The organism is Ruegeria sp. CDSB022 (assembly GCF_059611145.1).
The window spans coordinates 54,134-77,146 of record NZ_JBXWOZ010000015.1; the positions used below are offsets into that span (position 1 = coordinate 54,134).

Genomic DNA, 23,013 nt, shown 5'->3' on the forward strand with positions numbered 1-23,013 from the left:
TTCAAAATGACGTGCTGGGGCCGTGCGAAAATGCGGGCCCCAGCTCAATTCTAATTCGCTTAGACGCGGCGGCGCTTCGGCGGACGGCAACCATTGTGAGCGATCGGGGTCACGTCACGGATCGACGTGATGTTGAAGCCCACTGCAGCCAATGCACGCAGAGCCGATTCACGACCCGAACCGGGGCCCTGAACTTCGACTTCCAGCGTCTTGACGCCGTGATCCTGTGCTTTCTTGCCTGCGTCTTCCGCAGCCATCTGAGCAGCATACGGAGTAGATTTACGCGACCCTTTGAAACCCATGGTCCCGGCCGACGACCATGCAATGGCGTTGCCTTGCACGTCCGAGATCAGGATCTTGGTGTTGTTGAAGGTCGAATTCACATGGGCGACGCCCGATGCGATATTCTTGCGCTCTTTTTTCTTGGTACGAGTCTTTTCGCGTGCCATCAGTCAGACCCCCCTTATTTCTTCTTACCGGCAATGGCCTTTGCGGGGCCTTTGCGGGTACGAGCGTTGGTGTGAGTACGCTGACCGCGAACGGGCAGGTTACGACGATGGCGCAGACCGCGATAGCAGCCCAGATCCATCAGGCGCTTGACGTTCATCTGAACTTCACGACGCAGGTCACCTTCAACGGTGAAGTTAGCGTCGATATGTTCACGGATGGCCAGAACTTCGGAATCCGACAGCTCATTGACGCGACGGTGCGCTTCAATGCCTACGGCTTCGCAGATGGCCTGCGCCGAGGTGTTGCCGATACCGGTGATATATGTGAGGGCGATAGGTACCCGCTTTGCAGTCGGGATGTTTACGCCGGCAATACGTGCCACGTGTCACTTTCCTTTTTGTTGCGGTTCCGTAGCTCCGGAACCTTTTTTCACAACACTTGACCGTGGCAGTGACGCCAGAGGGCCCAGTATTATTCGAGGTGGTCGGGGCAGTTAGGACGAATCCTGCCTGCGATCTTGATTCCCTTTAGGGATGGGGGTCGATATGGGCTTTTGCGCTTGGCGTCAAGGCCATATTGGAGCTAGCCGAGTACGGCCTCGATCGACGCAGTCACTTCCTTGATATCGGCCAACCCATTGACCGGGCGAAGATCGCCTTTGGCGTAGTAATAACCAATCAGCGGCGACGTCTTTTTGTAGTACTCCATCAACCGCGTGCGCAGGCTGTCTTCGTTGTCGTCGGCGCGACGCGTGAACTCTTTTTGCTCACCACAGTTGGTGCAGCGACCATCTGCCGGGATCGGCTTGGTCTTGTCATTATAAACTTCGCCACAGCCCGAACAGGTCGAACGTGCGGTGATCCGATCCACCAGGGCATCGTCATCCACCCGCATCTCGATCACAGTGTGCAGTGACTGGCCCAGCTTGGTCAGCAAAGCCGCCAATGCGTCGGCTTGTGCCAATGTGCGGGGAAAACCGTCAAAGATGAAACCGGCACCGGTTTCGGTGGTCAGCTTCTCTTCGATCAGGCCGATGACAATCTCATCGGTGACCAGCTTGCCGGCATCCATGATGGCTGCGACCTTCAGGCCCATCTCGGTGCCCGAGGTTTTGGCTTCGCGCAGCATGTCTCCGGTGCTCAGCTGCACCATGCCGCGTGTTTCAACAAGATGACGCGCTTGCGTTCCTTTACCCGCCCCCGGGGGGCCCAGAAGAATGATGTTCATCGACGAGCGGGTCCCTTCCTGCCGCGTTTCTTACCCTTCCCGCGCAGTTGGGACTTTTCGATAAGCCCTTCGTATTGATGCGCCAGCAGGTGGCTCTGAACCTGTTGGATCGTATCCATGGTCACAGAGACGATAATCAGAACCGAAGTACCACCGAAATAGAACGGAATGGCAAACTGGCCCCGCAGGATTTCAGGCAACAGACAAACCGCCGCCAGATAAGCCGAACCCAGAACCAGTACGCGGTTGACCACGTATTCCAGATACTCGGCTGTTTTCTTACCCGGACGGATACCCGGCACAAAACCGTTCTGCTTTTTCAGGTTATCCGCCACGTCATCCGGTTTGAACGACACGTTGAACGTGTAGAAATAAGCAAAGAATACGATCATCGAGGCAAAGAACAGCAGGTACAGAGGCTGACCAGGTCCAAAATTGGCCAGCAGCCAGGACATGATCGGCCCGTTGGTCGCACCCGATGAGAAGGTTGAGATCGTCACCGGCAGCAATAGCAAAGAGCTGGCAAAGATCGCCGGGATAACGCCAGCCGGGTTCACTTTGACCGGCAAGTGGCTCGAGCCGCCTTCATAGATCTTCATACCGGCCTGACGGCGCGGGTATTGAATATGGATCTTGCGCAAAGCGCGCTCCATGAACACCACAAAGGTGATCACGGCGATGACCATGACGATCACCCCGATGATTACTGCGGGGCTGATTGCGCCGCTGCGGCCACTTGCGAAGAACTGAGCCAACGCTGCCGGAACCTCGGCGATGATGCCAACGAAAATAATCAGAGAGATACCGTTGCCGATGCCGCGCGCGGTGATCTGCTCACCCAGCCACATCAGGAACATGGTGCCGCCAACCAGTGTAATCATAGTCGACAGACGGAAATAGAGGCCCGGATCAGTCGCCAGATCGCCCGACTCCAGCGAAACGGCCAAGCCATAGGCCTGAACGGTGGCCAGCGCCACGGTGCCGAAACGGGTATATTGGTTGATCTTCTTACGACCCTGCTCGCCCTCTTTCTTGAGCTGTTCGAGCGCGGGAACCATCGAGGTCAGCAGCTGAATGATGATCGAGGCCGAGATGTAAGGCATGATGCCGAGGGCAAAGATACCCATCCGCCCAAGCGCCCCGCCGGTGAACATCGAAACCATACCGCCGATGCCCTGCCCCGCTTGCTCCATGAACTCACGCAGGGCCTGTCCGTCGATCCCCGGCACCGGTATAAAAGTGCCCAGGCGATAGACGATCAACAAACCCAGTGTGAACAGGATGCGGTTGCGCAGATCGGTGGCTTTGCCCAAAGCAGCCCAGCTAGTGTTGGCTGCCATTTGTTCTGCTGCTGATACCATAAATCGGTCTCTCTTATGAAAACACCGCCCGGAACCGTTTTCCGGCTCGGGCGGCGTCTTGGAAAACTCTGAGGTCTATGTAAGCGGGTCTTGGCCCGCTCACAAGCGCTTACTCTGCCGCAGCGGCTTTTGTGACCGTCAGTGAACCGCCCGCTTTTTCGACTGCCTCAACGGCAGCTTTCGAAGCACCAGTTACTTCCAGGGTCACCTTGGCGCTGATTTCGCCTTTGGCCAGAACGCGGATACCGTCCAGTTTACGGCGAACCAGACCGGATGCAACCAGTGCGTCCTCGGTGATCGCGGCTTTGGCGTCCAGCTTACCGGCGTCGACGAATTTCTGGATCAGGCCCAGGTTGATAACGGCAAACGCCTTGCGGTTCGGCTTGTTAAAGCCACGCTTGGGCAGGCGTTGGTACAGCGGCATCTGGCCACCTTCGTAGCCATTGATGGCCACACCCGAACGGGATTTCTGACCTTTGATACCACGGCCACCCATTTTACCTTTACCGGAACCGGGACCACGGCCGACGCGGGTCCGTTTCGGTGTGGCGCCTGGGTTGTCGCGCAATTCATTCAGTTTCATTTCGCTTCTCCTTCGCCGGAAATGACCCCGAAGCGTGATGGGTCAAACACGGCATTTCTTGGTTTTGATTCTTGCGGCGCAGTACGCCACCGGAGCCCGATACAGCTTTGTGGCTGAGGATGCAAGTTTTGAAGTGAACAACACCCAAACTGTCTAGCCTTCAGCATTTTGGATTGGCGCGTCCAGTGGATTAATCCGGTGTTTGGCCAGAAGCTTACCCACCAGGCTGTCTGGATCTGGCAGGCCATTATACCTGTTCCTCAGGATCGAACGCATCCGGCGACCATAAAAGTGAATTGAAACTGTGTCCTCGTGGAAGAACCTGGATAAATCGGCGTTTGGGCGTGCCAAAGCGCGCCGTCTGGTAAAGTTCACCGGATAGAACACATGCTCAGGCAGAACAAATTGGTGTTCGCCGGTTTGCCGTAAAGCCCAGGCAAAGGCTGACGGACCCCATGCGCCCCAATATTGCGCGGGCACATTGATCGGATCACCTGCATCCTGTGCCGCACGAAGGGGTTCCTGATATCGTTTGGGCAGCCATGGCGGAATCCGATATGGGTCCGTTGTATATTCGATGAGCAGATCCAGCGCCGGGCTGTCTGACGGAATGCCCAATACGCCGATCGCAATCTCTCCTTCGAGCATTCCGTAAAAATGCCCAGTCTCCGTTGTGAATGGACGCATGCAATAGGCGTCCGTATCCGCCCATATCAAATCGGGCTCCTGCGCCAACATGCGGTATCGGAACTTGTCCGAATGCGGCGCCGGGCTACCAGTACGGCTATGCGCAATGAATTCTGTGCCAGGCATCACATCGCGCGCATCGCGGGTATCCACACCTTCAGGTATCCCGGAGACATTCCCATAGGTGTAGAGGCGAACGGATTGACCGGCATCCAGATAGGATTTGATGCAGAGCTGCTCGAGAAAGCTCAGCGGGCCATCCACCCACAACATGCCGATCTGGTAGTCTCGCACTGTGTCAGCCTCGTCATCGCGTTGTTGGGACATAGCCCCCTCTAATAATTCTCATGGAAAATTTCCAAACGATCCACAATGCAGAGTGAGCAATTTCACCGTGCCTGTGCCTTTCAAGCACGCAGAATCAAAAGAGGCGCCAAATGGCGCCTCGGTGTTGTTCATCCTGCCAGGTTCTCAGCAGTAGACGTGCTTATGCGCAATATCACTTATATCGCACCGGCGGATACCAATGTCGTTCAGTTCACGATCAGTCAGGTTCTGAAGCTCTGAATAGGTGCGGCCGAATTCGGCGCGCAGGGCATAGGCCTCTTTCACGCGTGCGATCAGAGTTGTGATGCGGGCGGTCAGACCAAAGCCTTCGCGGGAAAAAGTTGCTGTGTTTGCCATTTCTATATTCCTTTCTAAACCGGAGCGTATTCTCCAGATTTCGTTTGCGTTCCTATTTGGGACAAAGCTCAAATAAGAACGCCAGATAACGCTAACAACAGAAGATTCGGTCTGGCCGGTATGCATTGAGGGAATGGCAGTGAAAACACTGTTTAGACATCCCACTACAGGCTTTCGTTGAAATAGACCTTTGGATTTCTCGTCTAAAGATAAGATTTATCAAATTTATATATTTTAATATCTTTTTTCTTTTACGGACCCATATTTTCACTATTCTATCACGTATCCGTGAACTATCGGGCTATTTCGGCCTGTTTTACCATTTTCGCCTCGCACGTTTAGGGCGTCCTCGACTTCATGAATGAGGATACTCCATGCCTTTGGTTTCAAGCGTTATTAGAAGGTTGCGCTGGATTCAGCGCCGTCCTTCCTTGAAGCAATCGGCAAACCTGTTGCGCAACATTCGGGGCTATCTTCTTCACTCTCAACAAGCCGCCCCGCTGCCGTCTTTGGTGAAAATTGATATTTCGCCGCTGTGCTCACTAGCCTGTCCACATTGCGTCCATGCGAATCCGGCAGGTCGTGACCGACCCTTGCTCAGCGATCAGAAGTTCGGGAAACAGGACAAACTCAGCATTCAGCAGTACCGGCATATCATTGACCAGATCAAAGATCGCGCGCTTGGTGTAAGCCTGTTCTACTATGGCGATCCTCTGGCACACCCGGACCTCACCGACATGATCCGGGCCACGACCGCAGCCGGTTTGGAAAGCCATATCACCACCCATTTCAGCTATCGGCTAAAAGCCGAGAGGATTCATGACCTGGTCGATGCCGGGCTTAGCCATATCACAATCTCAGTTGATGGCGCGACGCAGGAAAGCTTTCAGGTTACCCGTGTTCGCGGACGCCTGGATTTCGTTCTGAACAACCTGCGACTACTGGCTGGCTATAAAAAGAGGAAGGGTCTGAAATCTCCGTTCATAGAAATACAGCATATCTCTTTCCCCCATCACGCCGAGGATGAACTGGTTCAGGTGAAGGCCATCGTAGACGAGATTGGTATCGACGCCTTTACCACGTTTGAAGGGCTACGGTTCGATGCAAATGGAGATCTGTACAACGTCGTAGACGACGATCCCGATCGGATTGAAAATGGCCCGCCCCTGTCATCATCCCTCACCCCAAGGTGCCATTGGCCCCACAGCAGCACGGTCATTCGCTTTGATGGCGATGTGATTCCCTGCTGTCTCTGGCGATCCGGCCGCCAATATGTTTCCGACAAGAACCGTGATCCGCATGTGTTGGGAAATGTTTTCGACGAACCACTTGAAACCATCTGGAACAACGAAAAATACAAAGCTCTGCGCTGGCAGGTCTGGAACCCGCGTGCTCATTCCAAACGCGAAGCAGCAGCCAGTTTTTGCGATGGATGCCCCAGGCTGTACGAAAAACCAGGCAGAGAACCTTCGTTGCGCCATGAAGTCGACATTGAGTTTGCAGAAAAAAAGGCGCTCGGGTCATAGCCGAGTTTGCGCCGAGGCACTGAACAGCACCATAAGACGAGCCGGAAAAAAACGACCGGCTAAACAAGAAAACGCCCCCGATCAGATCGGAGGCGTTCTTAAGTCTTCAAAGAACTCGCGATTAGCCGCGTTCTTCGATGATCTCTACCAGATGCGGGATCTTGTTGACCATGCCGCGGACCGAAGGAGTATCCTCCAGCTCACGGGTTTTGTGCATCTTGTTCAAGCCCAGACCGATCAGGGTCGCGCGCTGTTCGGCGGGGCGGCGGATCGGGGAACCGATCTGCTTGACGACGATGGTTTTTGCCATGGGTCGCTCTCCTTATGCTTCTGCTTCAGCAGCAACAGGCGCTTCGTCCCGCTTGGGCAGGATGTCAGCAACTTTCTTGCCGCGACGCTGTGCAACCGAACGCGGGCTCTGCTCTTTTTGCAGGCCGTTGATGGTGGCGCGGATCATGTTGTACGGGTTCTGCGAGCCCAACGACTTGGACACAACGTCCTTGACGCCCAGCATTTCGAACACAGCACGCATCGGACCACCGGCGATGATACCAGTACCTTCAGGTGCCGAGCGCATAACCACTTTACCGGCGCCGTGACGGCCTTCGATATCGTGGTGCAGGGTCCGACCTTCGCGCAGCTGCACGCGGATCATCTGACGCTTGGCTTGTTCAGTCGCCTTACGGATGGCCTCGGGTACTTCTTTTGCTTTACCCTTGCCAAAGCCGACGCGGCCCTTCTGATCGCCGACAACCACCAGAGCGGCGAAGCCAAAGCGCTTACCACCTTTTACGGTTTTCGACACGCGGTTGATCGCGACCAGACGGTCTGCGAATTCCGGAGTTTCGTCGCGGTCGCGGCCACGGCCCCGACGGTTTTCACGTTCTGCCATTTGGCATCCCTTTTCTCATGTGGCGCATTACGGCGCCGTTGTTTCAATCCAAGTGAGCCTCGACTATTGCCGAGGCCCCCGGATCATCGGGGCAGCTGAGGCGCCGCCCGCAAGTCTTAGATCTTCAGACCACCTTCACGCGCAGCGTCGGCGACAGCCTTCACTTTGCCGTGGAACAGGAAGCCGCCACGATCGAAATAAGCCTCTTCGACGCCTGCCTTCTTGGCACGCTCGGCGATGGCTGCGCCCACTTTCGTAGCCGCTTCGACGTTGTTTGTGCCAACTACACCCAGATCTTTTTCCAGGGTCGAGGCCGAGGCCAGGGTCACACCACGAACGTCGTCGATCAGCTGAGCGCTGATGTTCTTGTTCGAACGGTGAACCGACAGGCGTACACGACCTGCATTGACCTTGCGAAGTTTGTTCCGAACGCGCAGGCGGCGCTTCAGAAACAGGGTTCTTTTGCTGTTTGCCATTGTTTGCGTCCTTACTTCTTCTTGCCTTCTTTGCGGAAGATGAATTCGCCCTTATAGCGGATACCCTTGCCTTTATACGGCTCGGGACGGCGCCATTCGCGGATTTTCGCCGCGACTTCGCCCACCTGCTGCTGGTCGTTACCTTCCACAATGATCACGGTCTGCTTCGGTGCGGTGATGGTGACACCTTCCGGAGCAACGAAATCAACGTCGTGGCTGTAGCCAAGGTTCAGCTTCAGGGTGTTCCCCTGCATCTGAGCCCGGTAACCAACACCCTGGATCTCCAGCTCTTTTTTGAAGCCTTCGGTCACACCGGTTACCAGATTGGCAACCATGGTGCGGCTCATGCCCCATTGCTGGCGGGCACGTTTGGACATGCCACGCGGGTTGATTTGAACCACATTGTCTTCGACCGACAGCGTAACGTCATCAGTCGCAGTGAAGCTACGGGCACCTTTCGGGCCTTTGACTTCGATGGTCTGGCCGGAAACCGAGGCGGTTACACCGCTGGGCAGTTCGACCGGACGTTTACCAATACGAGACATTGACAGACCTCCTTAGAAGACGGTGCAGAGCACTTCGCCGCCAACATTGTTGGAGCGTGCATTCTGGTCCGACATCACACCTTTCGGAGTGCTGACAATCGACACACCTAGACCCTGACGGACCTGCGGGATGTCATTGACGCCCATGTATACGCGACGACCGGGCTTGGAGACCCGCTTCAACTCGCGAATGACAGGGGTGCCTTCGTAGTATTTCAGGCTGATTTCGATGGCCGGATGACCGTTTTCACCGGTCATCTTTTCGTAGCCACGGATGTAACCTTCGTCCGCCAGCACGTCCAGAACCCAGGCGCGCAGTTTCGACGCCGGAGTGTTTACAGTGGACTTGCCGCGCATTTGCGCGTTGCGGATACGGGTGAGCATATCGCCGATAGGATCGTTCATATCTATGTCTCCCTTACCAGCTCGATTTCACCATGCCGGGGATCTGACCTGCAGAACCCAGCTCGCGCAGCATGATACGGCTGACCTTCAGCTTACGATAGTAAGCATGAGGACGACCTGTCAGCTGACAGCGGTTGTGAAGACGAGTTGCCGAGCTGTTGCGCGGCAGTTTCGCCAGTTTCAGACGCGCTTTGAAACGCTCTTCCATCGGCTTGCTCTCGTCATTCGCGATTTCTTTCAGCTCGGCACGCTTTGCGGCATATTTGGCCACCAGGCGTTCGCGCTTCTTCTCGCGTTCGATCATTGCTTTTTTAGCCATGTCTCAATCCTCCCGGCGCTTAAGCGTTGAACGGCATGTTGAACGCTTTCAACAGGCTTTTCGCTTCAGCGTCGGTTTTCGCTGTGGTGGCAATTACGATATCCAGGCCCCAGACCTCGTCGACCTTGTCGAAGTCGATTTCCGGGAACACGATGTGCTCTTTCATGCCCATGGCAAAGTTGCCACGACCATCGAAAGAAGGCTTAACACCGCGGAAGTCACGAACGCGCGGCAGCGCGATGGTGATCAGACGATCCAGGAATTCATACATCCGGTCACCGCGCAGGGTAACTTTCGCACCCAGCGGCATGTCTTCACGGACGCGGAAACCCGCGATCGACTTCTTCGCCAGTGTTGCAACAGCCTTTTGGCCTGCAATCGCGGTCAGATCTTCAACAGCGGCTTTCGCCTTCTTCGAGTCTCTGACGGCCTCTGCACCACAACCGATGTTCAGAACGATCTTTTCCAGCTTGGGCAGCTGCATATCGCTCTTGTAACCGAACTCTTCTTTCAGAGCGGCACGGATGGTTTCAGCGTACTGAGCTTTCAGACGCGGGGTGTAGGTTGCGGTATCAAGCATCGATCACGTCCCCCGTGGTCTTGGCAAAACGAACTTTCTTGTCACCTTCCATGCGGAAGCCAACGCGGGTTGCTTTACCGTTTTTGTCCAGCAGAGCCAGGTTCGACAGCTCAATCGGGTTTGCCTGAGGCAGGCGACCACCTTGCGAGGTCTGTGACTGGCGGGTGTGGCGAATGGCGATGTTCACGCCATCAACAACGGCTTTACCGGCTTTCGGGTCGACCGAGGTGATAGTTCCCTCTTTGCCCTTGTCCTTGCCAGCCAGCACGACGACCTTGTCGCCTTTGCGGAGTTTAGCAGCCATGATTACAGCACCTCCGGAGCAAGCGAGATGATTTTCATGAAGTTTTTCGCGCGCAGTTCACGAACAACAGGGCCAAAGATACGGGTACCTACGGGCTCGTTGTTGTTGTTCAGAATGACGGCGGCGTTGCGATCGAAACGGATCGCGGTGCCGTCTTCGCGACGGACTTCTTTGGCGGTGCGTACGACGACGGCCTTACGGACGTCACCTTTCTTTACGCGGCCGCGTGGGATGGCTTCCTTCACCGAGACGACAATGATGTCGCCTACAGAGGCGTATTTACGCTTGGAACCACCCAGGACCTTGATGCACTGAACTCGGCGTGCGCCGGAGTTGTCAGCGACATCCAGATTGGTCTGCATCTGGATCATGTGGTTTCTCCCGACCTGTGGGGGCTGGTCTTGTTAGATCCCCCAGGGTTTCGACAAATGGGAAAATCCCGGAGGCTTACGCTTCCAGAACTTCCCAACGTTTCGTCTTCGATTTCGGCGCGCATTCGATGATGCGAACTGTATCGCCGACCTTGAAGGCGTTCTTTTCATCGTGAGCCCGGTATTTCTTGGACTTACGGATGGTTTTCTTCAGAACCGGATGCGTAAAGCGGCGCTCGACGGATACGGTTACAGTCTGTGCGTTGGCATCGCTCGTTACGGTGCCGGAAAGGATACGCTTAGGCATAGGATTACTCCTCCGATGCCGCAGCAGCGGCCTTTTCGTTCAGGATGGTTTTAACGCGGGCGGCATTGCGGCGGGCCGCTTTGATGCCAGCGGTGCTTTCCATCTGACCGGTTGCCTGTTGAAAGCGCAGGTTAAAGCTTTCTTTCTTCAGGTTGGCCAGTTCCTCGCGGAGCTGGTCAGGGGTCTTGTCACGCAGTTCTTGGGCGTTCATCGCCTTTTCCTTTGCTCAAAACACCAGAAGGCCCCTATGCAGGGTCACCTTTGACCTGGTGGATGAATGATAGACATACGAATCCCCCGACTCGGCCGGGGGAACGCAAGATGCCGCTCTATAGGGGGTTCTGGGGTGGGTGGCAAGGGAAAGTATGGAGGATTGATCGAGAGGCCGTTTTTAGCGCTCTGCTCACTTGAGCAACCAGCGACGGGCACGAGATGTTTGAACCGAATTTGGAAGCCTATTCGCTCTTGGAGCGAATTCCATCGAAACCTCTTCCCCAAACCAATCCAGAGTTCGGCAGCATATGCGCCTGCTTCAAAACTATCTTTAGCTCTGGAGAATACAGCACCTTTACCGTTCGTTCGTCATCCCCTGATACATGCTCACGCACCAGAACTTCCCAAACTTTGTATTTACACGTTCCAACCCGTTCAATTCGATTTTTCTGGAACTCAACCGTTACAGTGCCGAGTAAGGCTTCTTTATCGCCATCTTGTATCGTGAAGCCTGACTGCCACTCTTTTTGCTGCTCTAGGTCATCTAAGGAACTAACTGATTGCTCGTATGAACGCTTTGAGGCGGTGAACTTCATAAAGGTCTCGCCGAACAGCAAAGGATGCGCGTAGTGGCTAGCGAAACCTATGCGCCTAGAGTCTTCGGTTCTCAACTCAACGACAAACCCCGTCTCAACAACGGTTTGAACTCGTAAAAGCCATGTTCCGCCATAGTCCAACCAGACGCCTTTACCGACATCTACACGGGTTGGGCACGTCGCAAGTGCAGGTGCGACGGCCAACGCCAAAAAAAGTGAAACCGCTAGTACAACCTTTGCTGGTTTTGGCGCGCCCATGGTTTACTCCCACAAAATAGAAAAGCTGGCATTAATCCCGCCACCCTAGGCCTCGTTGACAGGTGCGTTGAATGCACCAGCCATTACAGCATGTAGACATCCCACTCACAAACGCAAAACGCGGCCTCGTTTGCACGAGACCGCGTCTTCAACTGTCTAAGTCTGAGTGACTTACGCCAGAGCGATGTTCACAGCCGACTCACGACCGTCACGGCCGGGTTCGATGTCGAACGTTACTTTCTGGTCGTCGGCCAGGCCGGTCAGACCCGAGCGCTCGACAGCAGAGATGTGTACAAACACGTCTTTGCCACCGGTCTCCGGTGCGATGAAGCCAAAACCTTTAGTTGTGTTGAACCATTTTACGGTGCCGTTGGCCATATCCGTAGTCTCCTAGTAAATTGCTGTCCGCGGAATTGCGACAGCGCGGCGTTGTCGGTCTGGATCGAAAGACTGAACGCCGATATTCGGGAGACAGTGGTCGAAAAAGAAAAACGTAAGCGCCCCCCACATCGTTTATCTGACGACACAATGCAAGAACTTTTCACACATTCCTTTGAATCAGAGTCCCTTAAACGACCGTGCTAGTCCCATTTATAGTTAAAGCTGACGGAAATCCGCTCATCCTCGGCCATGTTCATCGGCACCTCGTGGCGCAACCAGCTCTCCCATAGCAAGACATCGCCAACCTGAGGCTTCACATAGATGAATGGCTGCAGGTCCCGACGCCCCCCTTTCATACGCGTGGGCGCTGCCATCATGCGGCCCGAGCGCGGGTCTTCAAGCTTCAGCGCGCTAGCACCTTCGGGCATCGAAACATAAGTCGTGCCCGAGATCACACTATGTGGGTGCAGGTGGCTGGAGTGCATTCCGCCCTCGGGCAAAATGTTGATCCAAAGGTCTTCAAGCTTTAGTTCACCCTCACCCAGATCAAACTCCAGATCCTTAGCAAAAGCTGCAACGTGCTGGTCCAGCACCTTAACCAGATCGGCAAAGATCGGAAACCGCCAGGGCAGATCCGTCAGCGAGGCATAGCTGGTATAACCGGGATAGCCGTTTTCTTCGCACCATTCCTGCCCGGCCTCGTCATCCTCGGCGATGACAAGACAAGAATTTTCCATTTCCTCGGGATCGATCTTGGGATCGAAATCGGAAAGGGCTGCGCGATAAAGACGGGTAACGAAGAGCGATTCAATTTGTGCCATGGGCCTGTCTTAAACCAGCCTCTCGATGAAGGCGATGGGTGTTTTGCGAGGCTGTCGCGGGGGCAGCGCCATCAAACCAAAAACCCCCGCCGGTTTCCCGACGGGGGTCAATCTTGTCGCGAGCGGGGTCGCCCCCGGGTCGCTTACCAGTCTTCGCGAACCACGACGCGAGTCTTGATCGGCAGCTTCATCGCAGCCAGGCGCAGGGCCTCGCGGGCGATGTCGTCATTGACGCCGTCGATTTCGAACATCACGCGGCCAGGCTTGACTTTGCATGCCCAGCGGTCGACCGAACCTTTACCTTTACCCATACGAACTTCGATCGGCTTAGCCGTAACCGGAGTGTCGGGGAAGATGCGGATCCAGACACGACCCTGACGCTTCATGTGACGCGTCATGGCACGACGTGCAGCTTCGATCTGGCGTGCAGTTACACGCTCAGGCTCAAGAGCTTTCAGTCCATAGGTGCCAAAGTTCAGATCAGAGCCGCCCTTGGCTTCACCCTTGATCCGGCCTTTGTGCATCTTGCGGAATTTAGTACGCTTTGGTTGAAGCATATCTTTCCCTCCTTAGCGACGACCGCCACCAGCACCACGAGGTGCAGGGCCGTCCTGGAGTTCCTGTGCTTTACGGTCACGTGCCTGCGGATCGTGCTCCATGATCTCACCTTTGAAGATCCAGACCTTGATCCCGATGATCCCATAAGGAGTCATCGCTTCGGCTTGTGCGTAATCGATGTCGGCGCGCAGCGTGTGCAGAGGCACACGGCCTTCGCGGTACCACTCGGTCCGTGCGATTTCGGCGCCACCCAGACGGCCAGCGACGTTCACCCGGATACCCAGAGAGCCCATACGCATGGCGTTCTGAACAGACCGCTTCATCGCGCGACGGAACGAAACCCGGCGCTCCAGCTGCTGAGCGATAGACTCGGCAACCAGCTGTGCGTCAAGCTCGGGCTTGCGCACTTCGACAATGTTCAGGTGCAATTCGCTGTCTGTCATCAGGGCGATTTTCTTGCGCAGAACTTCAATGTCCGCGCCTTTCTTGCCGATGATGACACCCGGACGTGCAGTGTGGATCGTAACGCGGCACTTCTTGTGCGGACGTTCGATGATCACACGGGCGATGCCGGCTTGCTTGCACTCTTTGTTGATGAACTCACGGATCTTCAGATCTTCCAGCAGAAGATCACCGTAGTCCTTGGTATCGGCGTACCAGCGGCTGTCCCAGGTGCGGTTCACCTGAAGGCGCATGCCGATCGGATTTACTTTATGACCCATTAGGCTTGCTCCTCAACTTGACGCACCTTGATGGTGATCTCCGAGAACGGCTTCATGATCTTGCCGAAACGGCCACGGGCCCGAGGGCGACCGCGTTTCATGACCAGGTTCTTGCCAACCCATGCTTCGGCAACGATCAGCTCGTCGACGTCCAGGTTGTGGTTGTTCTCAGCGTTGGCGATTGCGGACTGCAGGCACTTTTTGACGTCCTGCGCGACACGCTTGTTCGAGAAAGTCAGGTCGGTCAGAGCCTTCTCAACTTTCTTGCCGCGGATCATCTGCGCAACCAGGTTCAGTTTCTGCGGGCTGGTACGGAGCATGCGCGTTTTTGCCATTGCTTCGTTTTCAGCCACGCGGCGGGGGTTCTTTTCCTTGCCCATGACTTACTTCCGCTTCGCTTTTTTGTCAGCGGCGTGACCGTAATAGGTGCGAGTCGGCGAATACTCACCGAACTTCTGACCGATCATGTCTTCCGAGACGTTGACGGGGATATGCTTCTGGCCGTTGTACACACCAAAGGTCAGACCCACGAACTGGGGCAGAATGGTGGAACGACGCGACCAGATTTTGATAACTTCGTTGCGGCCCGACTCGCGCGCTGCTTCGGCTTTTTTCAGCACGTAAGCATCGACGAAAGGACCCTTCCAAACAGAGCGAGACATGGATTAACGTCCCTTCTTCTTGGCGTGCCGCGAGCGGATGATCAGCTTCTGGGACGCTTTGTTTTTGTTGCGAGTACGCTTACCCTTGGTGTCCTTACCCCAAGGCGTAACCGGTGTACGGCCACCCGAGGTACGGCCTTCACCACCACCGTGCGGGTGATCGATCGGGTTCATAGCAACACCACGAACCGACGGACGCACGCCTTTGTGGCGCATACGACCGGCTTTACCGAGGTTTTGGTTGCTGTTGTCGGGGTTGGACACGGCACCAACGGTGGCCATGCATTCCTGACGGACCATGCGCAGCTCGCCCGAGCTCAGACGGATCTGAGCATAACCGCCATCGCGGCCTACGAATTGCGCGTAAGTACCGGCCGCACGTGCGATCTGACCGCCTTTACCAGGCTTCATCTCGATGTTGTGGACGATGGTACCAATAGGCATACCCGAGAACGGCATTGCGTTGCCCGGCTTGATGTCGGCCTTGGCCGAAGCCACAACCTTGTCACCAACAGCCAGACGCTGCGGAGCCAGGATATATGCCTGCTCGCCGTCTTCGTATTTTACCAGTGCGATAAACGCGGTCCGGTTCGGGTCATATTCGATCCGCTCGACGGTTGCCGCGACATCAAATTTATTCCGTTTGAAGTCAACGATCCGGTAGAGACGCTTTGCGCCACCGCCGCGGCGGCGTGAAGTGATCCGTCCGGTGTTGTTCCGGCCGCCCGATTTGGTCAAACCCTCAGTGAGAGACTTGACCGGACGTCCTTTCCAAAGCTCCGAACGGTCGATCAGCACCAGCCCGCGCTGGCCCGGCGTCGTCGGCTTGTACGACTTGAGTGCCATGCTTTCTGTCTTCCGTTTAGCAAGTGCGGGGATTTCCCCGCTATGTGATAGGCCCCCGTAGGTGCCAAGGGTATAGGGCCCCGAAGGTCCCCGGTTTCAAATATCAGAAGCCCCGGAACGAATCCGAGGCCGCAAGATTGGGTGCATATAGCCGTGTTGGGGGTGGGTGTCTATAGGGTGCTCTATGAATTTCGAAAACTTCGATACTCTATGGTTCCCTCCAAATTCATTTTCTTAAACCACGAAAGAATATTGTTCAAACTTGGTGACGGCAACGGCTGTGCGCAGCTCACAACCAAGACCAGTATAGAATATTGGCAACATATATAGTTATTTACGCACTGCTAGTTGATGCCGGAATCTCTTCATCTACTGACTTTTCCCACATTTCAACTAGGAGGTAAAAGATGATTAAGGCCACATTCCCCATCTTTGCAATTTGCGGAACAGCATTCGTTTCTGCGTGCAGCACAGCAGATTTACCGGAGGCTTCGGAAGGCCAAAAGACCAGCGCGAAATCAGATTTGGATATTGTGCTGGAATGCGCCGCGGAAGCTGGGATTGGATCAAATTTTCGAGTCACAAAATACATTGTAGGCGGTCGCACCGGGTACTCAATTGATCCACCGAACACAGTACACTATGAACTGGCCAACAAAGCCAACGCATGCATCGCAGACAAAGGTGCCGGTATACCGAGATACTAGAGAGTTTTGAATGAGAGCCAGAATTGCCATTAAAGGAATTCGACACTCGCATCTGACCTATTGAGTTAGACGTTTGACGGATGGCTTAGGTTAACTTCGGTAGCTTCACTTTCCTCCCAAGCATACTTGTTCTGACAATTTCTTTCAGTTCGCCCAAAAGGTGCGTAGTCAAGGCCGAAGGCCGCCGCGCCAGCGACTGCCCGTCCCGGCGGGCTGGCGCTTTGGGGACTATTGCGCCTCGCTATAAGTTCGGATGTAATTGGCACTATAAAGCGCGCAGATCAGTCGCTGCGGCGCCATCCCACGGTCAGTCACCGGCGCGGCTTGCGGATAGAGACAACAAAAAAACTCGCTTGCGCGGGGGCCAAATATCTCTCTCCAAAGACGAGGCCGACCAGAGGCTGGCGAACACGTCAATGGATGCCATTTTCCAGTGTTACACCAGAAGCCTCAACGCTCACCCAAAGCCCCGCACGATCACTTCTTGTCGCGCGCGGCCTTCTCTTCCTTGGTCAGCTTGGCGTTCCAGACATTCTTGCTCAGACCCAGCTCTGCTGGCGCAGGTTTGGTTTTGCCGATGCTGACTTTGCCTCCTTTATCCAGGAACTCCTGAATAAGGGCCTCATCTGTTGTTTCTTTGGGGACATGTTTCATAAGAGCGACCGTATCCGCATCACACGCCGGGGGCAACGACCGGATTTCCGGCTATCGTTCACACCATCTGACCGATCCCGTCACCCATACAGCGCGCGCGCTTCGGCAAAGGACAGCAGGCGGCGGTTCTTTTCATCCCACAGGTGCAGCCGCGCGTTGGCGAGGCTCTCGCGGATGGTCATCCGGTTGCTGTTGGCCAATTCGTCATGATCCCGCAGCACTTCGGTCAGGCGATAGAACGGGATGCGACTGTACAGATGGTGTACGTGGTGGATGCCGATATTGGCCGTGAACCACTGCAATACGGATGGCAGGATGTAATGCGAGCTGCCGTGCAGGGCGGCCTCGTGCAGTTGCCAGTCCTGATCAGGGTCCCATTGCGTCTCTTCGAATTGGTGCTGGACGTAGAACAGCCAGACGCCAGCCGTTGCAGCGATCAGGGTCGAGGGCAGGAAAATCAGCAGAACCGGCATCAGGCCACCAAAATAGTAGATGGCCCCCAGTGCGGCCAGAATGGCCAGGTTCGTCGCCATCGCGCTGACCCAGAATTTCGGAATACCGGTCAAGCCAAGCGGGAGGCGGTTTTGAAACAGGAACAGATAGCCGGGCCCAAAGCCAAACAGGGTGATCGGGTGGCGATAGAGCCGGTAAAATAACCGGTTCAAAGGCGTCAGCGCCCGGTATTCGGCCACCGTCAGCGTATGGATGTCTCCCATCCCGCGCTTATCCAGATTGCCAGATGAGTTGTGATGCGAGGAATGTGTGCGCCGCCAAACATCGTAAGGCGTCAACGTCAGCACCCCGAGCCCCCGACCGACCCAGTCACTGACCGTCCGGTTCGTAAAAAATGCCCCGTGACCGCAATCATGCTGAATGGCAAACAGGCGCAGCAAAAAGGCCGCGTTCAGAACCGAGATCGCAAGCGCTAGCCAATAGCTGACCGACAAAGACATCCAGGCCAAGGCCCAAAGCGCTATGAAGGGAACACAGGTAACCCCCAGCTCGAACCAGCTACGCGGTTGGCTTGGCTCCCGATATTTGGCCAGCGTCGACACCCAGTCCCGCGCGACAGTCATATCCGGGTTGTCCCGGGTCGAGAGAGTGGATTGGGTCATGCGCCTGCCATATCGTTTGTTTGTTCCATACCGGATAGACGACCCCACCGGCATAGCAATCATTTTCTGTTCGAGACGCTGGGAATGGCGCTCAACTTTTGGTGTCACTACCTAAAGAAAAACCCCCGCTTTCGCGGGGGTCTTAATGGTTTGTCCAAAGACATGCCCGATCAAAGACCGGTGGAAATGTCGATGGTGTTACCCTCTTCAAGGGTCACATATGCTTTTTTGACGTCTTTCCGCTTGCCCAACTGGCCGCGGAACCGCTTGACCTTACCTTTGGTCACAGAGGTGTTCACCGCTTTGACCTTCACACCAAACAGTGCCTCAACGGCCTCTTTGATCTGTGGCTTGTTGCTGTCAATCGCAACCTCAAAGACAACCGCGCCGTTTTCGGACGCCATGGTCGACTTTTCGGTGATGATCGGCTTGCGGATCACGTCGTAGTGTTCTGCCTTCGCGCTCATTTCAGTCGAGCCTCCAGTGCTTCGACAGCCGCTTTGGTGAGCACCAGAGTGTCACGCTTGAGGATGTCATAAACGTTTGCACCCATCGACGGCAGGATATCCAGACCTTCGATGTTGCGCGACGCCTTCAGGAACCCTTCGTTCACGGTCGCCCCGTCGATGACCAGAGCGCGTTTCCAACCCAGGTTTGCAACCTGCTTGGCCAGAGCGGCGGTCTTGCCTTCGGCTTCGGCGTTCTCGATCACGACCAGTTCACCAGCTGCCATTTTGGCAGACAGCGCGTGGCGCAGACCAAGTTTACGGAACTTTTTCGGCAGGTCATGACCATGCGAACGCACGACCGGACCTTTGTAAACGCCACCACCCCGGAAGATCGGTGCCGAACGGGCGCCGTGGCGTGCGCCACCGGTGCCTTTTTGGCGATAGATCTTCTTGGTCGAGTAGGACACTTCCGAGCGGGTCTTGACCTTGTGGGTGCCAGCCTGCGCGTTGTTACGCTGCCAACGGACCACACGGTGCAGGATGTCCGCGCGCGGCTCCAGGCCGAACAGGTCCGCATCCAGCTCGATGTTGCCGGCTTTGCCGCCGTCCAGTTTGATTACATCAAGTTTCATGCTTCACCACCTTCCGCGGGAGCTTCTTCCGCAGGTGCTTCGGTTGCAGCCGATTTCACAGCAGCCGGGAAAGGCAGGCCTTCCGGTGCTTTCTTCTTGACGGCGTCCTTGACGGTAACCCAACCGGATTTCGGTCCGGGAACGGCGCCTTTGATGAAGACCAGACCACGGTCGGCGTCGGTTTTGACGACTTCCAGGTTCTGGGTGGTTACACGGGCAGCACCCATGTGACCGGCCATCTTTTTGCCTTTGAAAACTTTGCCCGGATCCTGACACTGGCCAGTTGAACCGTGCGAACGGTGGCTGATCGAAACACCATGTGAGGCGCGAAGACCACCGAAGTTCCAGCGCTTCATTGCACCGGCAAAGCCTTTACCGATCGAAGTACCCGAAACGTCAACTTTCTGACCTTCCAGGAAATGTTCTGCCGAAATCTCGGCACCCACTTCGATCAGGCCATCTTCAGAGACGCGGAACTCGACCAGCTTACGCTTGGGTTCAACCTTGGCAGCGGCATAGTGACCGCGCATGGCTTTCGAGGTGCGTTTTGCCTTGGCAGCACCGGCACCCAGCTGAACAGCAGTATAGCCGTCCTTCTCGTCCGTGCGCTGTGCAACAACCTGCAGGTTGTCCAGGTGAAGAACGGTCACAGGGATCTGCTTGCCGTCTTCCATGAACAGGCGGGTCATGCCGACTTTTTTTGCGATAATACCAGAGCGCATAATCTATACCCTCCGATCTTACGACTGCAGCTTGATCTCGACGTCCACACCAGCAGCGAGGTCGAGCTTCATCAGCGCGTCAACGGTCTGGGGGGTCGGATCAACGATGTCGAGCAGACGCTTGTGCGTACGGATCTCGAATTGGTCGCGGGATTTCTTGTCAACGTGAGGACCACGGAGAACCGTGAACTTCTCGATCTTGTTCGGCAGCGGGATCGGGCCGCGCACGTTCGCGCCGGTCCGCTTGGCAGTGTTGACGATCTCTTGCGTGCTGGCATCCAGAACGCGATAGTCAAATGCCTTCAGCCGAATACGGATATTTTGGCTTTGCATAATAACAGCCTTTTATCAGGCGTTGAGGTTGAGAGGAGGACAAGCGCGCATCGCCAACCCTCATCGAACCCAAAAGGCGGGAATCACCCCGCCTTGATGTTCTTACAGAGAACTCGCGCGACCTACAGGGGTTGGTGGGGTTTGGCAAGGGGGTTTAATGTATTTCGACACGTGTAATCGATGCCGCTCCAGCTACTCACACCATTTTATCAGATTGGTATCAATTGAATGCTCAAAACACTCAGTATACGGGAGCCAAAGAAAAGCATTGCCGTCCACAATGTAAAGGCCAGTAGGTTTGTCATCAACGACAACTCCAAACCTTAGAGAGGCGGCTTCCAATTCCATCTCGCAAATGGACTTCGGCTCTAGGACAACTGAACCCGGGCCATTATACGAAGGGTACTCGACTTTGCTGGCGTCAACGCGCGAATTGATCTCAGCGTTTTCGCATTTCCGATAGAACTCTTCAGTCGCAGCGGCAATTTCTGCATACATGCTTTTTCCTATGTGTTCTTTCAGCGGAAATCCACCGTTCGCAAGAACAAACTTTTCATTGGCTTCAATCAATAGCGAACAGTTCTCTTCACTATCGAATACTGCAAGCGCTTTACCGTCAGGTTTAAGCGCTCCCTGATACCGGTTTCTAATGAAATCAACTTCGAAAACGCCAGGCAAACTGATACGTTTGAAGCTCGGATCTGAAAAGCCTGCGCCGCAATGCCAATCGGCATCCAAAGCAACGTCCCCCAGGATGGTCAGCTTTTTTCTTGAAGAAACTTGTGTCGTTTCAAGCGTGGTGCAAGCGCACAATACGAGGCAAGAGAGGATCAAAAACGTTGTTTTGTTCAAAATTTTCTCGTCAGTGTTTGTTCGTATATACGGTCCAAAAGCAGAATGCTGAGTGAGCTTAAGTCAAAACGCCAACTAAATATCAAGTTGAAAACGGAAACAGGAAAGGGCGCCCCGAGGGACGCCCTTTCCGTTTGATCATTCGCTTGCGCGACTTACTCAACAATCTTCGACACAACACCGGCGCCGACGGTGCGGCCGCCTTCGTGGATCGCAATGCGCAGGCCATCTTCCATCGCGATTGGCTCAACGCCTTCGCGGACAACACAACTCGCGTTGCATGCGGAAAGATGCCCTTAGACTATGTCTTGGCTACGCGTGCCGCCATACGTGACAGTCTGGTATCCTGATAGTCGAACACTGAGCTTTCGAAAGGGGCAAAGATGGCATCGCAATCGGTCGCTTCCGCAGACGGTGGCCTGACGAATTCGTGCAGCTCAAACCCGTGATCTGCCATCGCGGCGACAAAATCGCTGAACCTATAACCGCCGTGATACCGACGCCGTACAGAGACTTCAGCCAATACAAAGGTGCATTTTTTCAGCATCTCCGATGCACCTTTAATAACCTCGATTTCAAAACCTTCCGTGTCGATTTTCAATCCGAAAGGTTCCTTGTAGGAAGACGCAATCTCATCCAGTGTTTTTACCGGGACTTGTCGCTCTTCAACTTGCGAGGTGTGCTGGATTGCCGCTTCGTCAAACTCCTGCATCGTTGCCCGTGTGCCGAGCCAACGATCGCCAACTGTTGGAATTCGAAGAGTCGTCTGTCCGCTTTCGGCACCAACTCCGCAAGCATGGAAATCAAAATCGATCTTGTCTCCCCAGTTTTTCCGTACTTTGGTTTCGTAATCCGAAATGGGCTCGACCAACACAAACTTGGCTGCGGGGAAAGCCTCGTACAAATGCTCGGTTCCCGAGGCCACCCCGACATCGAATACTGTCTCGACCTCAAAACCCAGATTACCGATATAGGCACCCGTCTCCTTCATTGGCGAAACCTGATATCCTCGCCGCTTCAGGCGTTTGGACAGTCGTTCTACGGTTTCGTCCATGTCGAAGTATCCTTCTTGCGGTTTCGCCCGATGCAATCCACTGAAACCAACTAGAGAGCACTTCAACGGCAAAAGCGCAATCTGGTATACTGTGTCGCTGGCAAGCTAGCCTAGGCGCGGCAAAATGCTATCGACCCGCCCCGTCCCCGACCAGTTCAACTTTTCTGAAAGTTACTCAAGCGGTTTCCGTTTGCCATGCGGGGCATCTTATGACCATGAACGCGTGCATCAAACAGGAAACAGCGAGATCACTCCAATGATAGAACGCATCGAAACCGGCGAGAGATCGTCCAAAATCGTTAAACATAATGGTGTGGCCTATTTGACCGGGCAAGTCGCCGAAGGTGATACCATTCAGGAACAGGTGCGTATTTGCCTTGGGAAAATTGACGACCTGCTAGAGCGCGCAGGTTCATCACGGGAAAAAATGCTGCGTGTGACCATCTGGCTGGCCGATATGAAGGACTTTGCTGGTTTGAACGAGGTCTGGAATGCTTGGGTTCCTGCAGGATACGCACCTGCGAGGGCGTGTGGCGAAGCAAAACTAGCGCGGCCCGAACTGAAGGTGGAATTCATAGTGGACGCCGCATACGACTGAAGCATGCTGCTTCTTTAGGAATTCCCCCGTCTTGAACTACCAAATTCAAACAGAAAAAGCCCGCCCCGGTTTGGGGCGGGCTTTTTTGTTTCGACGGTTAGGTCTGAGACTATTCGGCGAACG

General features: G+C 55.0%; 37 protein-coding genes and 1 pseudogene. 2 read left to right on the forward strand and 36 right to left on the reverse strand.

The features are described 5' to 3' along the window. Positions 1-59: 59 nt before the first annotated feature. The 7 genes from rpsK to AC2FIZ_RS17425 form a co-directional block, all read right to left on the reverse strand. Positions 60-449 (reverse strand): 30S ribosomal protein S11, encoded by a 390-nt coding sequence (gene rpsK / locus AC2FIZ_RS17395; protein ID WP_037311698.1) that lies wholly within the window; start codon positions 447-449, stop codon positions 60-62. A 14-nt stretch (positions 450-463) separates the two neighbouring features. Continuing rightward, positions 464-832, reverse strand: coding sequence for a 30S ribosomal protein S13 (gene rpsM / locus AC2FIZ_RS17400; RefSeq protein WP_142639766.1), 369 nt, complete (start codon positions 830-832; stop codon positions 464-466). A 200-nt stretch (positions 833-1,032) separates the two neighbouring features. Beyond that, positions 1,033-1,677, reverse strand: a complete 645-nt coding sequence (locus tag AC2FIZ_RS17405; RefSeq protein WP_142639768.1) for an adenylate kinase — start codon at positions 1,675-1,677, stop codon at positions 1,033-1,035. Further along, complete coding sequence (secY, locus tag AC2FIZ_RS17410; protein WP_271951986.1) at positions 1,674-3,038, reverse strand: preprotein translocase subunit SecY; 1,365 nt, start codon at positions 3,036-3,038, stop codon at positions 1,674-1,676. Before secY ends, AC2FIZ_RS17405 begins: the two co-directional genes overlap by 4 nt. A 109-nt stretch (positions 3,039-3,147) precedes the next feature. Further along, on the reverse strand, positions 3,148-3,621 hold the full coding sequence (gene rplO, locus AC2FIZ_RS17415; RefSeq protein WP_142639772.1) for a 50S ribosomal protein L15: 474 nt from the start codon (positions 3,619-3,621) through the stop codon (positions 3,148-3,150). A 153-nt stretch (positions 3,622-3,774) separates the two neighbouring features. Further along, complete coding sequence (locus AC2FIZ_RS17420) at positions 3,775-4,635, reverse strand: hypothetical protein (RefSeq protein ID WP_496690418.1); 861 nt, start codon at positions 4,633-4,635, stop codon at positions 3,775-3,777. A gap of 144 nt (positions 4,636-4,779) precedes the next feature. Beyond that, complete coding sequence (locus AC2FIZ_RS17425; protein ID WP_142639774.1) at positions 4,780-4,992, reverse strand: DUF1127 domain-containing protein; 213 nt, start codon at positions 4,990-4,992, stop codon at positions 4,780-4,782. Between the two features lie 512 nt (positions 4,993-5,504). Between AC2FIZ_RS17425 and AC2FIZ_RS17430 the strand changes: the two genes are divergently transcribed. Continuing rightward, positions 5,505-6,518, forward strand: a complete 1,014-nt coding sequence (locus AC2FIZ_RS17430; RefSeq protein ID WP_496791410.1) for a radical SAM/SPASM domain-containing protein — start codon at positions 5,505-5,507, stop codon at positions 6,516-6,518. 121 nt (positions 6,519-6,639) lie between these two features. On the opposite strand, the gene rpmD is transcribed toward AC2FIZ_RS17430, so the two are convergent. The 29 genes and pseudogenes from rpmD to AC2FIZ_RS17575 all read right to left on the reverse strand — a co-directional run bounded on the left by rpmD (position 6,640) and on the right by AC2FIZ_RS17575 (position 22,292). Next, complete coding sequence (gene rpmD / locus AC2FIZ_RS17435; protein ID WP_008757946.1) at positions 6,640-6,828, reverse strand: 50S ribosomal protein L30; 189 nt, start codon at positions 6,826-6,828, stop codon at positions 6,640-6,642. 12 nt (positions 6,829-6,840) lie between these two features. Beyond that, positions 6,841-7,410: a 30S ribosomal protein S5 gene (rpsE, locus tag AC2FIZ_RS17440; protein ID WP_142639778.1), complete on the reverse strand. Its 570-nt coding sequence runs from the start codon at positions 7,408-7,410 to the stop codon at positions 6,841-6,843. Between the two features lie 116 nt (positions 7,411-7,526). Continuing rightward, entirely contained in the window at positions 7,527-7,886 is a 360-nt protein-coding gene (gene rplR / locus AC2FIZ_RS17445) for a 50S ribosomal protein L18 (RefSeq protein WP_142639780.1), read from the reverse strand. 11 nt (positions 7,887-7,897) lie between these two features. Then, on the reverse strand, positions 7,898-8,431 hold the full coding sequence (rplF, locus tag AC2FIZ_RS17450; RefSeq protein WP_058272374.1) for a 50S ribosomal protein L6: 534 nt from the start codon (positions 8,429-8,431) through the stop codon (positions 7,898-7,900). A 12-nt stretch (positions 8,432-8,443) separates the two neighbouring features. Next, entirely contained in the window at positions 8,444-8,836 is a 393-nt protein-coding gene (rpsH, locus tag AC2FIZ_RS17455; RefSeq protein WP_142639782.1) for a 30S ribosomal protein S8, read from the reverse strand. A gap of 13 nt (positions 8,837-8,849) precedes the next feature. Beyond that, on the reverse strand, positions 8,850-9,155 hold the full coding sequence (gene rpsN, locus AC2FIZ_RS17460) for a 30S ribosomal protein S14 (RefSeq protein WP_142639784.1): 306 nt from the start codon (positions 9,153-9,155) through the stop codon (positions 8,850-8,852). Positions 9,156-9,174: 19 nt separating this feature from the next. Continuing rightward, positions 9,175-9,735: a 50S ribosomal protein L5 gene (rplE, locus tag AC2FIZ_RS17465; protein ID WP_142639786.1), complete on the reverse strand. Its 561-nt coding sequence runs from the start codon at positions 9,733-9,735 to the stop codon at positions 9,175-9,177. Then, complete coding sequence (rplX, locus tag AC2FIZ_RS17470) at positions 9,728-10,039, reverse strand: 50S ribosomal protein L24 (protein ID WP_142639787.1); 312 nt, start codon at positions 10,037-10,039, stop codon at positions 9,728-9,730. Before rplX ends, rplE begins: the two co-directional genes overlap by 8 nt. Before the next feature lie 2 nt (positions 10,040-10,041). Next, positions 10,042-10,410 (reverse strand): 50S ribosomal protein L14, encoded by a 369-nt coding sequence (gene rplN / locus AC2FIZ_RS17475; protein ID WP_005621870.1) that lies wholly within the window; start codon positions 10,408-10,410, stop codon positions 10,042-10,044. A 76-nt stretch (positions 10,411-10,486) separates the two neighbouring features. Then, on the reverse strand, positions 10,487-10,717 hold the full coding sequence (rpsQ, locus tag AC2FIZ_RS17480) for a 30S ribosomal protein S17 (RefSeq protein ID WP_037311742.1): 231 nt from the start codon (positions 10,715-10,717) through the stop codon (positions 10,487-10,489). A 4-nt stretch (positions 10,718-10,721) separates the two neighbouring features. Beyond that, a complete protein-coding gene (gene rpmC, locus AC2FIZ_RS17485) occupies positions 10,722-10,928 on the reverse strand; it encodes a 50S ribosomal protein L29 (RefSeq protein WP_074736205.1) in 207 nt (68 codons plus the stop codon). 244 nt (positions 10,929-11,172) lie between these two features. Further along, positions 11,173-11,784, reverse strand: coding sequence for a hypothetical protein (locus AC2FIZ_RS17490; RefSeq protein ID WP_142639789.1), 612 nt, complete (start codon positions 11,782-11,784; stop codon positions 11,173-11,175). Positions 11,785-11,955: 171 nt separating this feature from the next. Further along, entirely contained in the window at positions 11,956-12,162 is a 207-nt protein-coding gene (locus AC2FIZ_RS17495; RefSeq protein ID WP_010437077.1) for a cold-shock protein, read from the reverse strand. Positions 12,163-12,365: 203 nt separating this feature from the next. After that, positions 12,366-12,986: a 2OG-Fe(II) oxygenase family protein gene (locus AC2FIZ_RS17500; RefSeq protein ID WP_282027697.1), complete on the reverse strand. Its 621-nt coding sequence runs from the start codon at positions 12,984-12,986 to the stop codon at positions 12,366-12,368. Between the two features lie 143 nt (positions 12,987-13,129). Beyond that, positions 13,130-13,543, reverse strand: a complete 414-nt coding sequence (gene rplP, locus AC2FIZ_RS17505) for a 50S ribosomal protein L16 (RefSeq protein ID WP_085823145.1) — start codon at positions 13,541-13,543, stop codon at positions 13,130-13,132. A gap of 12 nt (positions 13,544-13,555) precedes the next feature. Beyond that, the gene (gene rpsC / locus AC2FIZ_RS17510) at positions 13,556-14,266 is read right to left on the reverse strand and encodes a 30S ribosomal protein S3 (protein ID WP_037311761.1); all 711 of its coding nucleotides are present in this window, start codon (positions 14,264-14,266) and stop codon (positions 13,556-13,558) included. After that, positions 14,266-14,646 carry a 50S ribosomal protein L22 gene (gene rplV, locus AC2FIZ_RS17515; protein WP_039538267.1) on the reverse strand — a complete coding sequence of 127 codons (381 nt, stop codon included), beginning with the start codon at positions 14,644-14,646 and terminating at the stop codon, positions 14,266-14,268. The genes rpsC and rplV overlap by 1 nt, the downstream gene beginning before the upstream one ends. A 3-nt stretch (positions 14,647-14,649) precedes the next feature. Next, the gene (gene rpsS / locus AC2FIZ_RS17520; protein WP_005980699.1) at positions 14,650-14,928 is read right to left on the reverse strand and encodes a 30S ribosomal protein S19; all 279 of its coding nucleotides are present in this window, start codon (positions 14,926-14,928) and stop codon (positions 14,650-14,652) included. Positions 14,929-14,931: 3 nt separating this feature from the next. Beyond that, positions 14,932-15,774 carry a 50S ribosomal protein L2 gene (rplB, locus tag AC2FIZ_RS17525; protein WP_008757664.1) on the reverse strand — a complete coding sequence of 281 codons (843 nt, stop codon included), beginning with the start codon at positions 15,772-15,774 and terminating at the stop codon, positions 14,932-14,934. Between the two features lie 334 nt (positions 15,775-16,108). Further along, a complete protein-coding gene (locus AC2FIZ_RS17530; protein WP_281973756.1) occupies positions 16,109-16,366 on the reverse strand; it encodes a hypothetical protein in 258 nt (85 codons plus the stop codon). 592 nt (positions 16,367-16,958) lie between these two features. After that, positions 16,959-17,135: a hypothetical protein gene (locus AC2FIZ_RS17535; RefSeq protein WP_176797675.1), complete on the reverse strand. Its 177-nt coding sequence runs from the start codon at positions 17,133-17,135 to the stop codon at positions 16,959-16,961. An 80-nt stretch (positions 17,136-17,215) separates the two neighbouring features. Next, positions 17,216-18,250: a fatty acid desaturase gene (locus tag AC2FIZ_RS17540; RefSeq protein WP_281973757.1), complete on the reverse strand. Its 1,035-nt coding sequence runs from the start codon at positions 18,248-18,250 to the stop codon at positions 17,216-17,218. Positions 18,251-18,420: 170 nt separating this feature from the next. Beyond that, a complete protein-coding gene (locus tag AC2FIZ_RS17545; RefSeq protein WP_142639794.1) occupies positions 18,421-18,717 on the reverse strand; it encodes a 50S ribosomal protein L23 in 297 nt (98 codons plus the stop codon). After that, positions 18,714-19,331, reverse strand: coding sequence for a 50S ribosomal protein L4 (gene rplD / locus AC2FIZ_RS17550; protein ID WP_050605826.1), 618 nt, complete (start codon positions 19,329-19,331; stop codon positions 18,714-18,716). The genes AC2FIZ_RS17545 and rplD overlap by 4 nt, the downstream gene beginning before the upstream one ends. Next, the gene (gene rplC / locus AC2FIZ_RS17555) at positions 19,328-20,053 is read right to left on the reverse strand and encodes a 50S ribosomal protein L3 (protein WP_142639796.1); all 726 of its coding nucleotides are present in this window, start codon (positions 20,051-20,053) and stop codon (positions 19,328-19,330) included. The genes rplD and rplC overlap by 4 nt, the downstream gene beginning before the upstream one ends. A gap of 18 nt (positions 20,054-20,071) precedes the next feature. Then, entirely contained in the window at positions 20,072-20,386 is a 315-nt protein-coding gene (rpsJ, locus tag AC2FIZ_RS17560) for a 30S ribosomal protein S10 (protein ID WP_008756422.1), read from the reverse strand. A 192-nt stretch (positions 20,387-20,578) separates the two neighbouring features. Then, positions 20,579-21,238: a hypothetical protein gene (locus AC2FIZ_RS17565; RefSeq protein WP_142639798.1), complete on the reverse strand. Its 660-nt coding sequence runs from the start codon at positions 21,236-21,238 to the stop codon at positions 20,579-20,581. 155 nt (positions 21,239-21,393) lie between these two features. Beyond that, a pseudogene (locus tag AC2FIZ_RS17570) lies at positions 21,394-21,495 on the reverse strand (EF-Tu C-terminal domain-related protein); the annotation flags it as partial. 44 nt (positions 21,496-21,539) lie between these two features. Further along, on the reverse strand, positions 21,540-22,292 hold the full coding sequence (locus AC2FIZ_RS17575; RefSeq protein WP_271951961.1) for an FkbM family methyltransferase: 753 nt from the start codon (positions 22,290-22,292) through the stop codon (positions 21,540-21,542). 256 nt (positions 22,293-22,548) lie between these two features. Between AC2FIZ_RS17575 and AC2FIZ_RS17580 the strand changes: the two genes are divergently transcribed. Further along, positions 22,549-22,890 (forward strand): RidA family protein, encoded by a 342-nt coding sequence (locus AC2FIZ_RS17580; protein WP_142639802.1) that lies wholly within the window; start codon positions 22,549-22,551, stop codon positions 22,888-22,890. Positions 22,891-23,013 lie beyond the last annotated feature (123 nt).

Coding starts and splice junctions, on each gene's coding strand:
- rpsK (WP_037311698.1), bottom strand. CDS start 449: ATGGCACGCGAAAAGACTCGTACCAAGAAAAAAGAGCGCAAGAATATC.
- AC2FIZ_RS17405 (WP_142639768.1), bottom strand. CDS start 1,677: ATGAACATCATTCTTCTGGGCCCCCCGGGGGCGGGTAAAGGAACGCAA.
- secY (WP_271951986.1), bottom strand. CDS start 3,038: ATGGTATCAGCAGCAGAACAAATGGCAGCCAACACTAGCTGGGCTGCT.
- rplO (WP_142639772.1), bottom strand. CDS start 3,621: ATGAAACTGAATGAATTGCGCGACAACCCAGGCGCCACACCGAAACGG.
- AC2FIZ_RS17420 (WP_496690418.1), bottom strand. CDS start 4,635: ATGTCCCAACAACGCGATGACGAGGCTGACACAGTGCGAGACTACCAG.
- AC2FIZ_RS17425 (WP_142639774.1), bottom strand. CDS start 4,992: ATGGCAAACACAGCAACTTTTTCCCGCGAAGGCTTTGGTCTGACCGCC.
- rpmD (WP_008757946.1), bottom strand. CDS start 6,828: ATGGCAAAAACCATCGTCGTCAAGCAGATCGGTTCCCCGATCCGCCGC.
- rpsE (WP_142639778.1), bottom strand. CDS start 7,410: ATGGCAGAACGTGAAAACCGTCGGGGCCGTGGCCGCGACCGCGACGAA.
- rplR (WP_142639780.1), bottom strand. CDS start 7,886: ATGGCAAACAGCAAAAGAACCCTGTTTCTGAAGCGCCGCCTGCGCGTT.
- rplF (WP_058272374.1), bottom strand. CDS start 8,431: ATGTCTCGTATTGGTAAACGTCCGGTCGAACTGCCCAGCGGTGTAACC.
- rpsH (WP_142639782.1), bottom strand. CDS start 8,836: ATGAACGATCCTATCGGCGATATGCTCACCCGTATCCGCAACGCGCAA.
- rpsN (WP_142639784.1), bottom strand. CDS start 9,155: ATGGCTAAAAAAGCAATGATCGAACGCGAGAAGAAGCGCGAACGCCTG.
- rplE (WP_142639786.1), bottom strand. CDS start 9,735: ATGCTTGATACCGCAACCTACACCCCGCGTCTGAAAGCTCAGTACGCT.
- rplX (WP_142639787.1), bottom strand. CDS start 10,039: ATGGCTGCTAAACTCCGCAAAGGCGACAAGGTCGTCGTGCTGGCTGGC.
- rplN (WP_005621870.1), bottom strand. CDS start 10,410: ATGATCCAGATGCAGACCAATCTGGATGTCGCTGACAACTCCGGCGCA.
- rpsQ (WP_037311742.1), bottom strand. CDS start 10,717: ATGCCTAAGCGTATCCTTTCCGGCACCGTAACGAGCGATGCCAACGCA.
- rpmC (WP_074736205.1), bottom strand. CDS start 10,928: ATGAACGCCCAAGAACTGCGTGACAAGACCCCTGACCAGCTCCGCGAG.
- AC2FIZ_RS17490 (WP_142639789.1), bottom strand. CDS start 11,784: ATGGGCGCGCCAAAACCAGCAAAGGTTGTACTAGCGGTTTCACTTTTT.
- AC2FIZ_RS17495 (WP_010437077.1), bottom strand. CDS start 12,162: ATGGCCAACGGCACCGTAAAATGGTTCAACACAACTAAAGGTTTTGGC.
- AC2FIZ_RS17500 (WP_282027697.1), bottom strand. CDS start 12,986: ATGGCACAAATTGAATCGCTCTTCGTTACCCGTCTTTATCGCGCAGCC.
- rplP (WP_085823145.1), bottom strand. CDS start 13,543: ATGCTTCAACCAAAGCGTACTAAATTCCGCAAGATGCACAAAGGCCGG.
- rpsC (WP_037311761.1), bottom strand. CDS start 14,266: ATGGGTCATAAAGTAAATCCGATCGGCATGCGCCTTCAGGTGAACCGC.
- rplV (WP_039538267.1), bottom strand. CDS start 14,646: ATGGGCAAGGAAAAGAACCCCCGCCGCGTGGCTGAAAACGAAGCAATG.
- rpsS (WP_005980699.1), bottom strand. CDS start 14,928: ATGTCTCGCTCTGTTTGGAAGGGTCCTTTCGTCGATGCTTACGTGCTG.
- rplB (WP_008757664.1), bottom strand. CDS start 15,774: ATGGCACTCAAGTCGTACAAGCCGACGACGCCGGGCCAGCGCGGGCTG.
- AC2FIZ_RS17530 (WP_281973756.1), bottom strand. CDS start 16,366: ATGTATTTTGTGACTCGAAAATTTGATCCAATCCCAGCTTCCGCGGCG.
- AC2FIZ_RS17535 (WP_176797675.1), bottom strand. CDS start 17,135: ATGAAACATGTCCCCAAAGAAACAACAGATGAGGCCCTTATTCAGGAG.
- AC2FIZ_RS17540 (WP_281973757.1), bottom strand. CDS start 18,250: ATGACCCAATCCACTCTCTCGACCCGGGACAACCCGGATATGACTGTC.
- AC2FIZ_RS17545 (WP_142639794.1), bottom strand. CDS start 18,717: ATGAGCGCGAAGGCAGAACACTACGACGTGATCCGCAAGCCGATCATC.
- rplD (WP_050605826.1), bottom strand. CDS start 19,331: ATGAAACTTGATGTAATCAAACTGGACGGCGGCAAAGCCGGCAACATC.
- rplC (WP_142639796.1), bottom strand. CDS start 20,053: ATGCGCTCTGGTATTATCGCAAAAAAAGTCGGCATGACCCGCCTGTTC.
- rpsJ (WP_008756422.1), bottom strand. CDS start 20,386: ATGCAAAGCCAAAATATCCGTATTCGGCTGAAGGCATTTGACTATCGC.
- AC2FIZ_RS17575 (WP_271951961.1), bottom strand. CDS start 22,292: ATGGACGAAACCGTAGAACGACTGTCCAAACGCCTGAAGCGGCGAGGA.
- AC2FIZ_RS17580 (WP_142639802.1), top strand. CDS start 22,549: ATGATAGAACGCATCGAAACCGGCGAGAGATCGTCCAAAATCGTTAAA.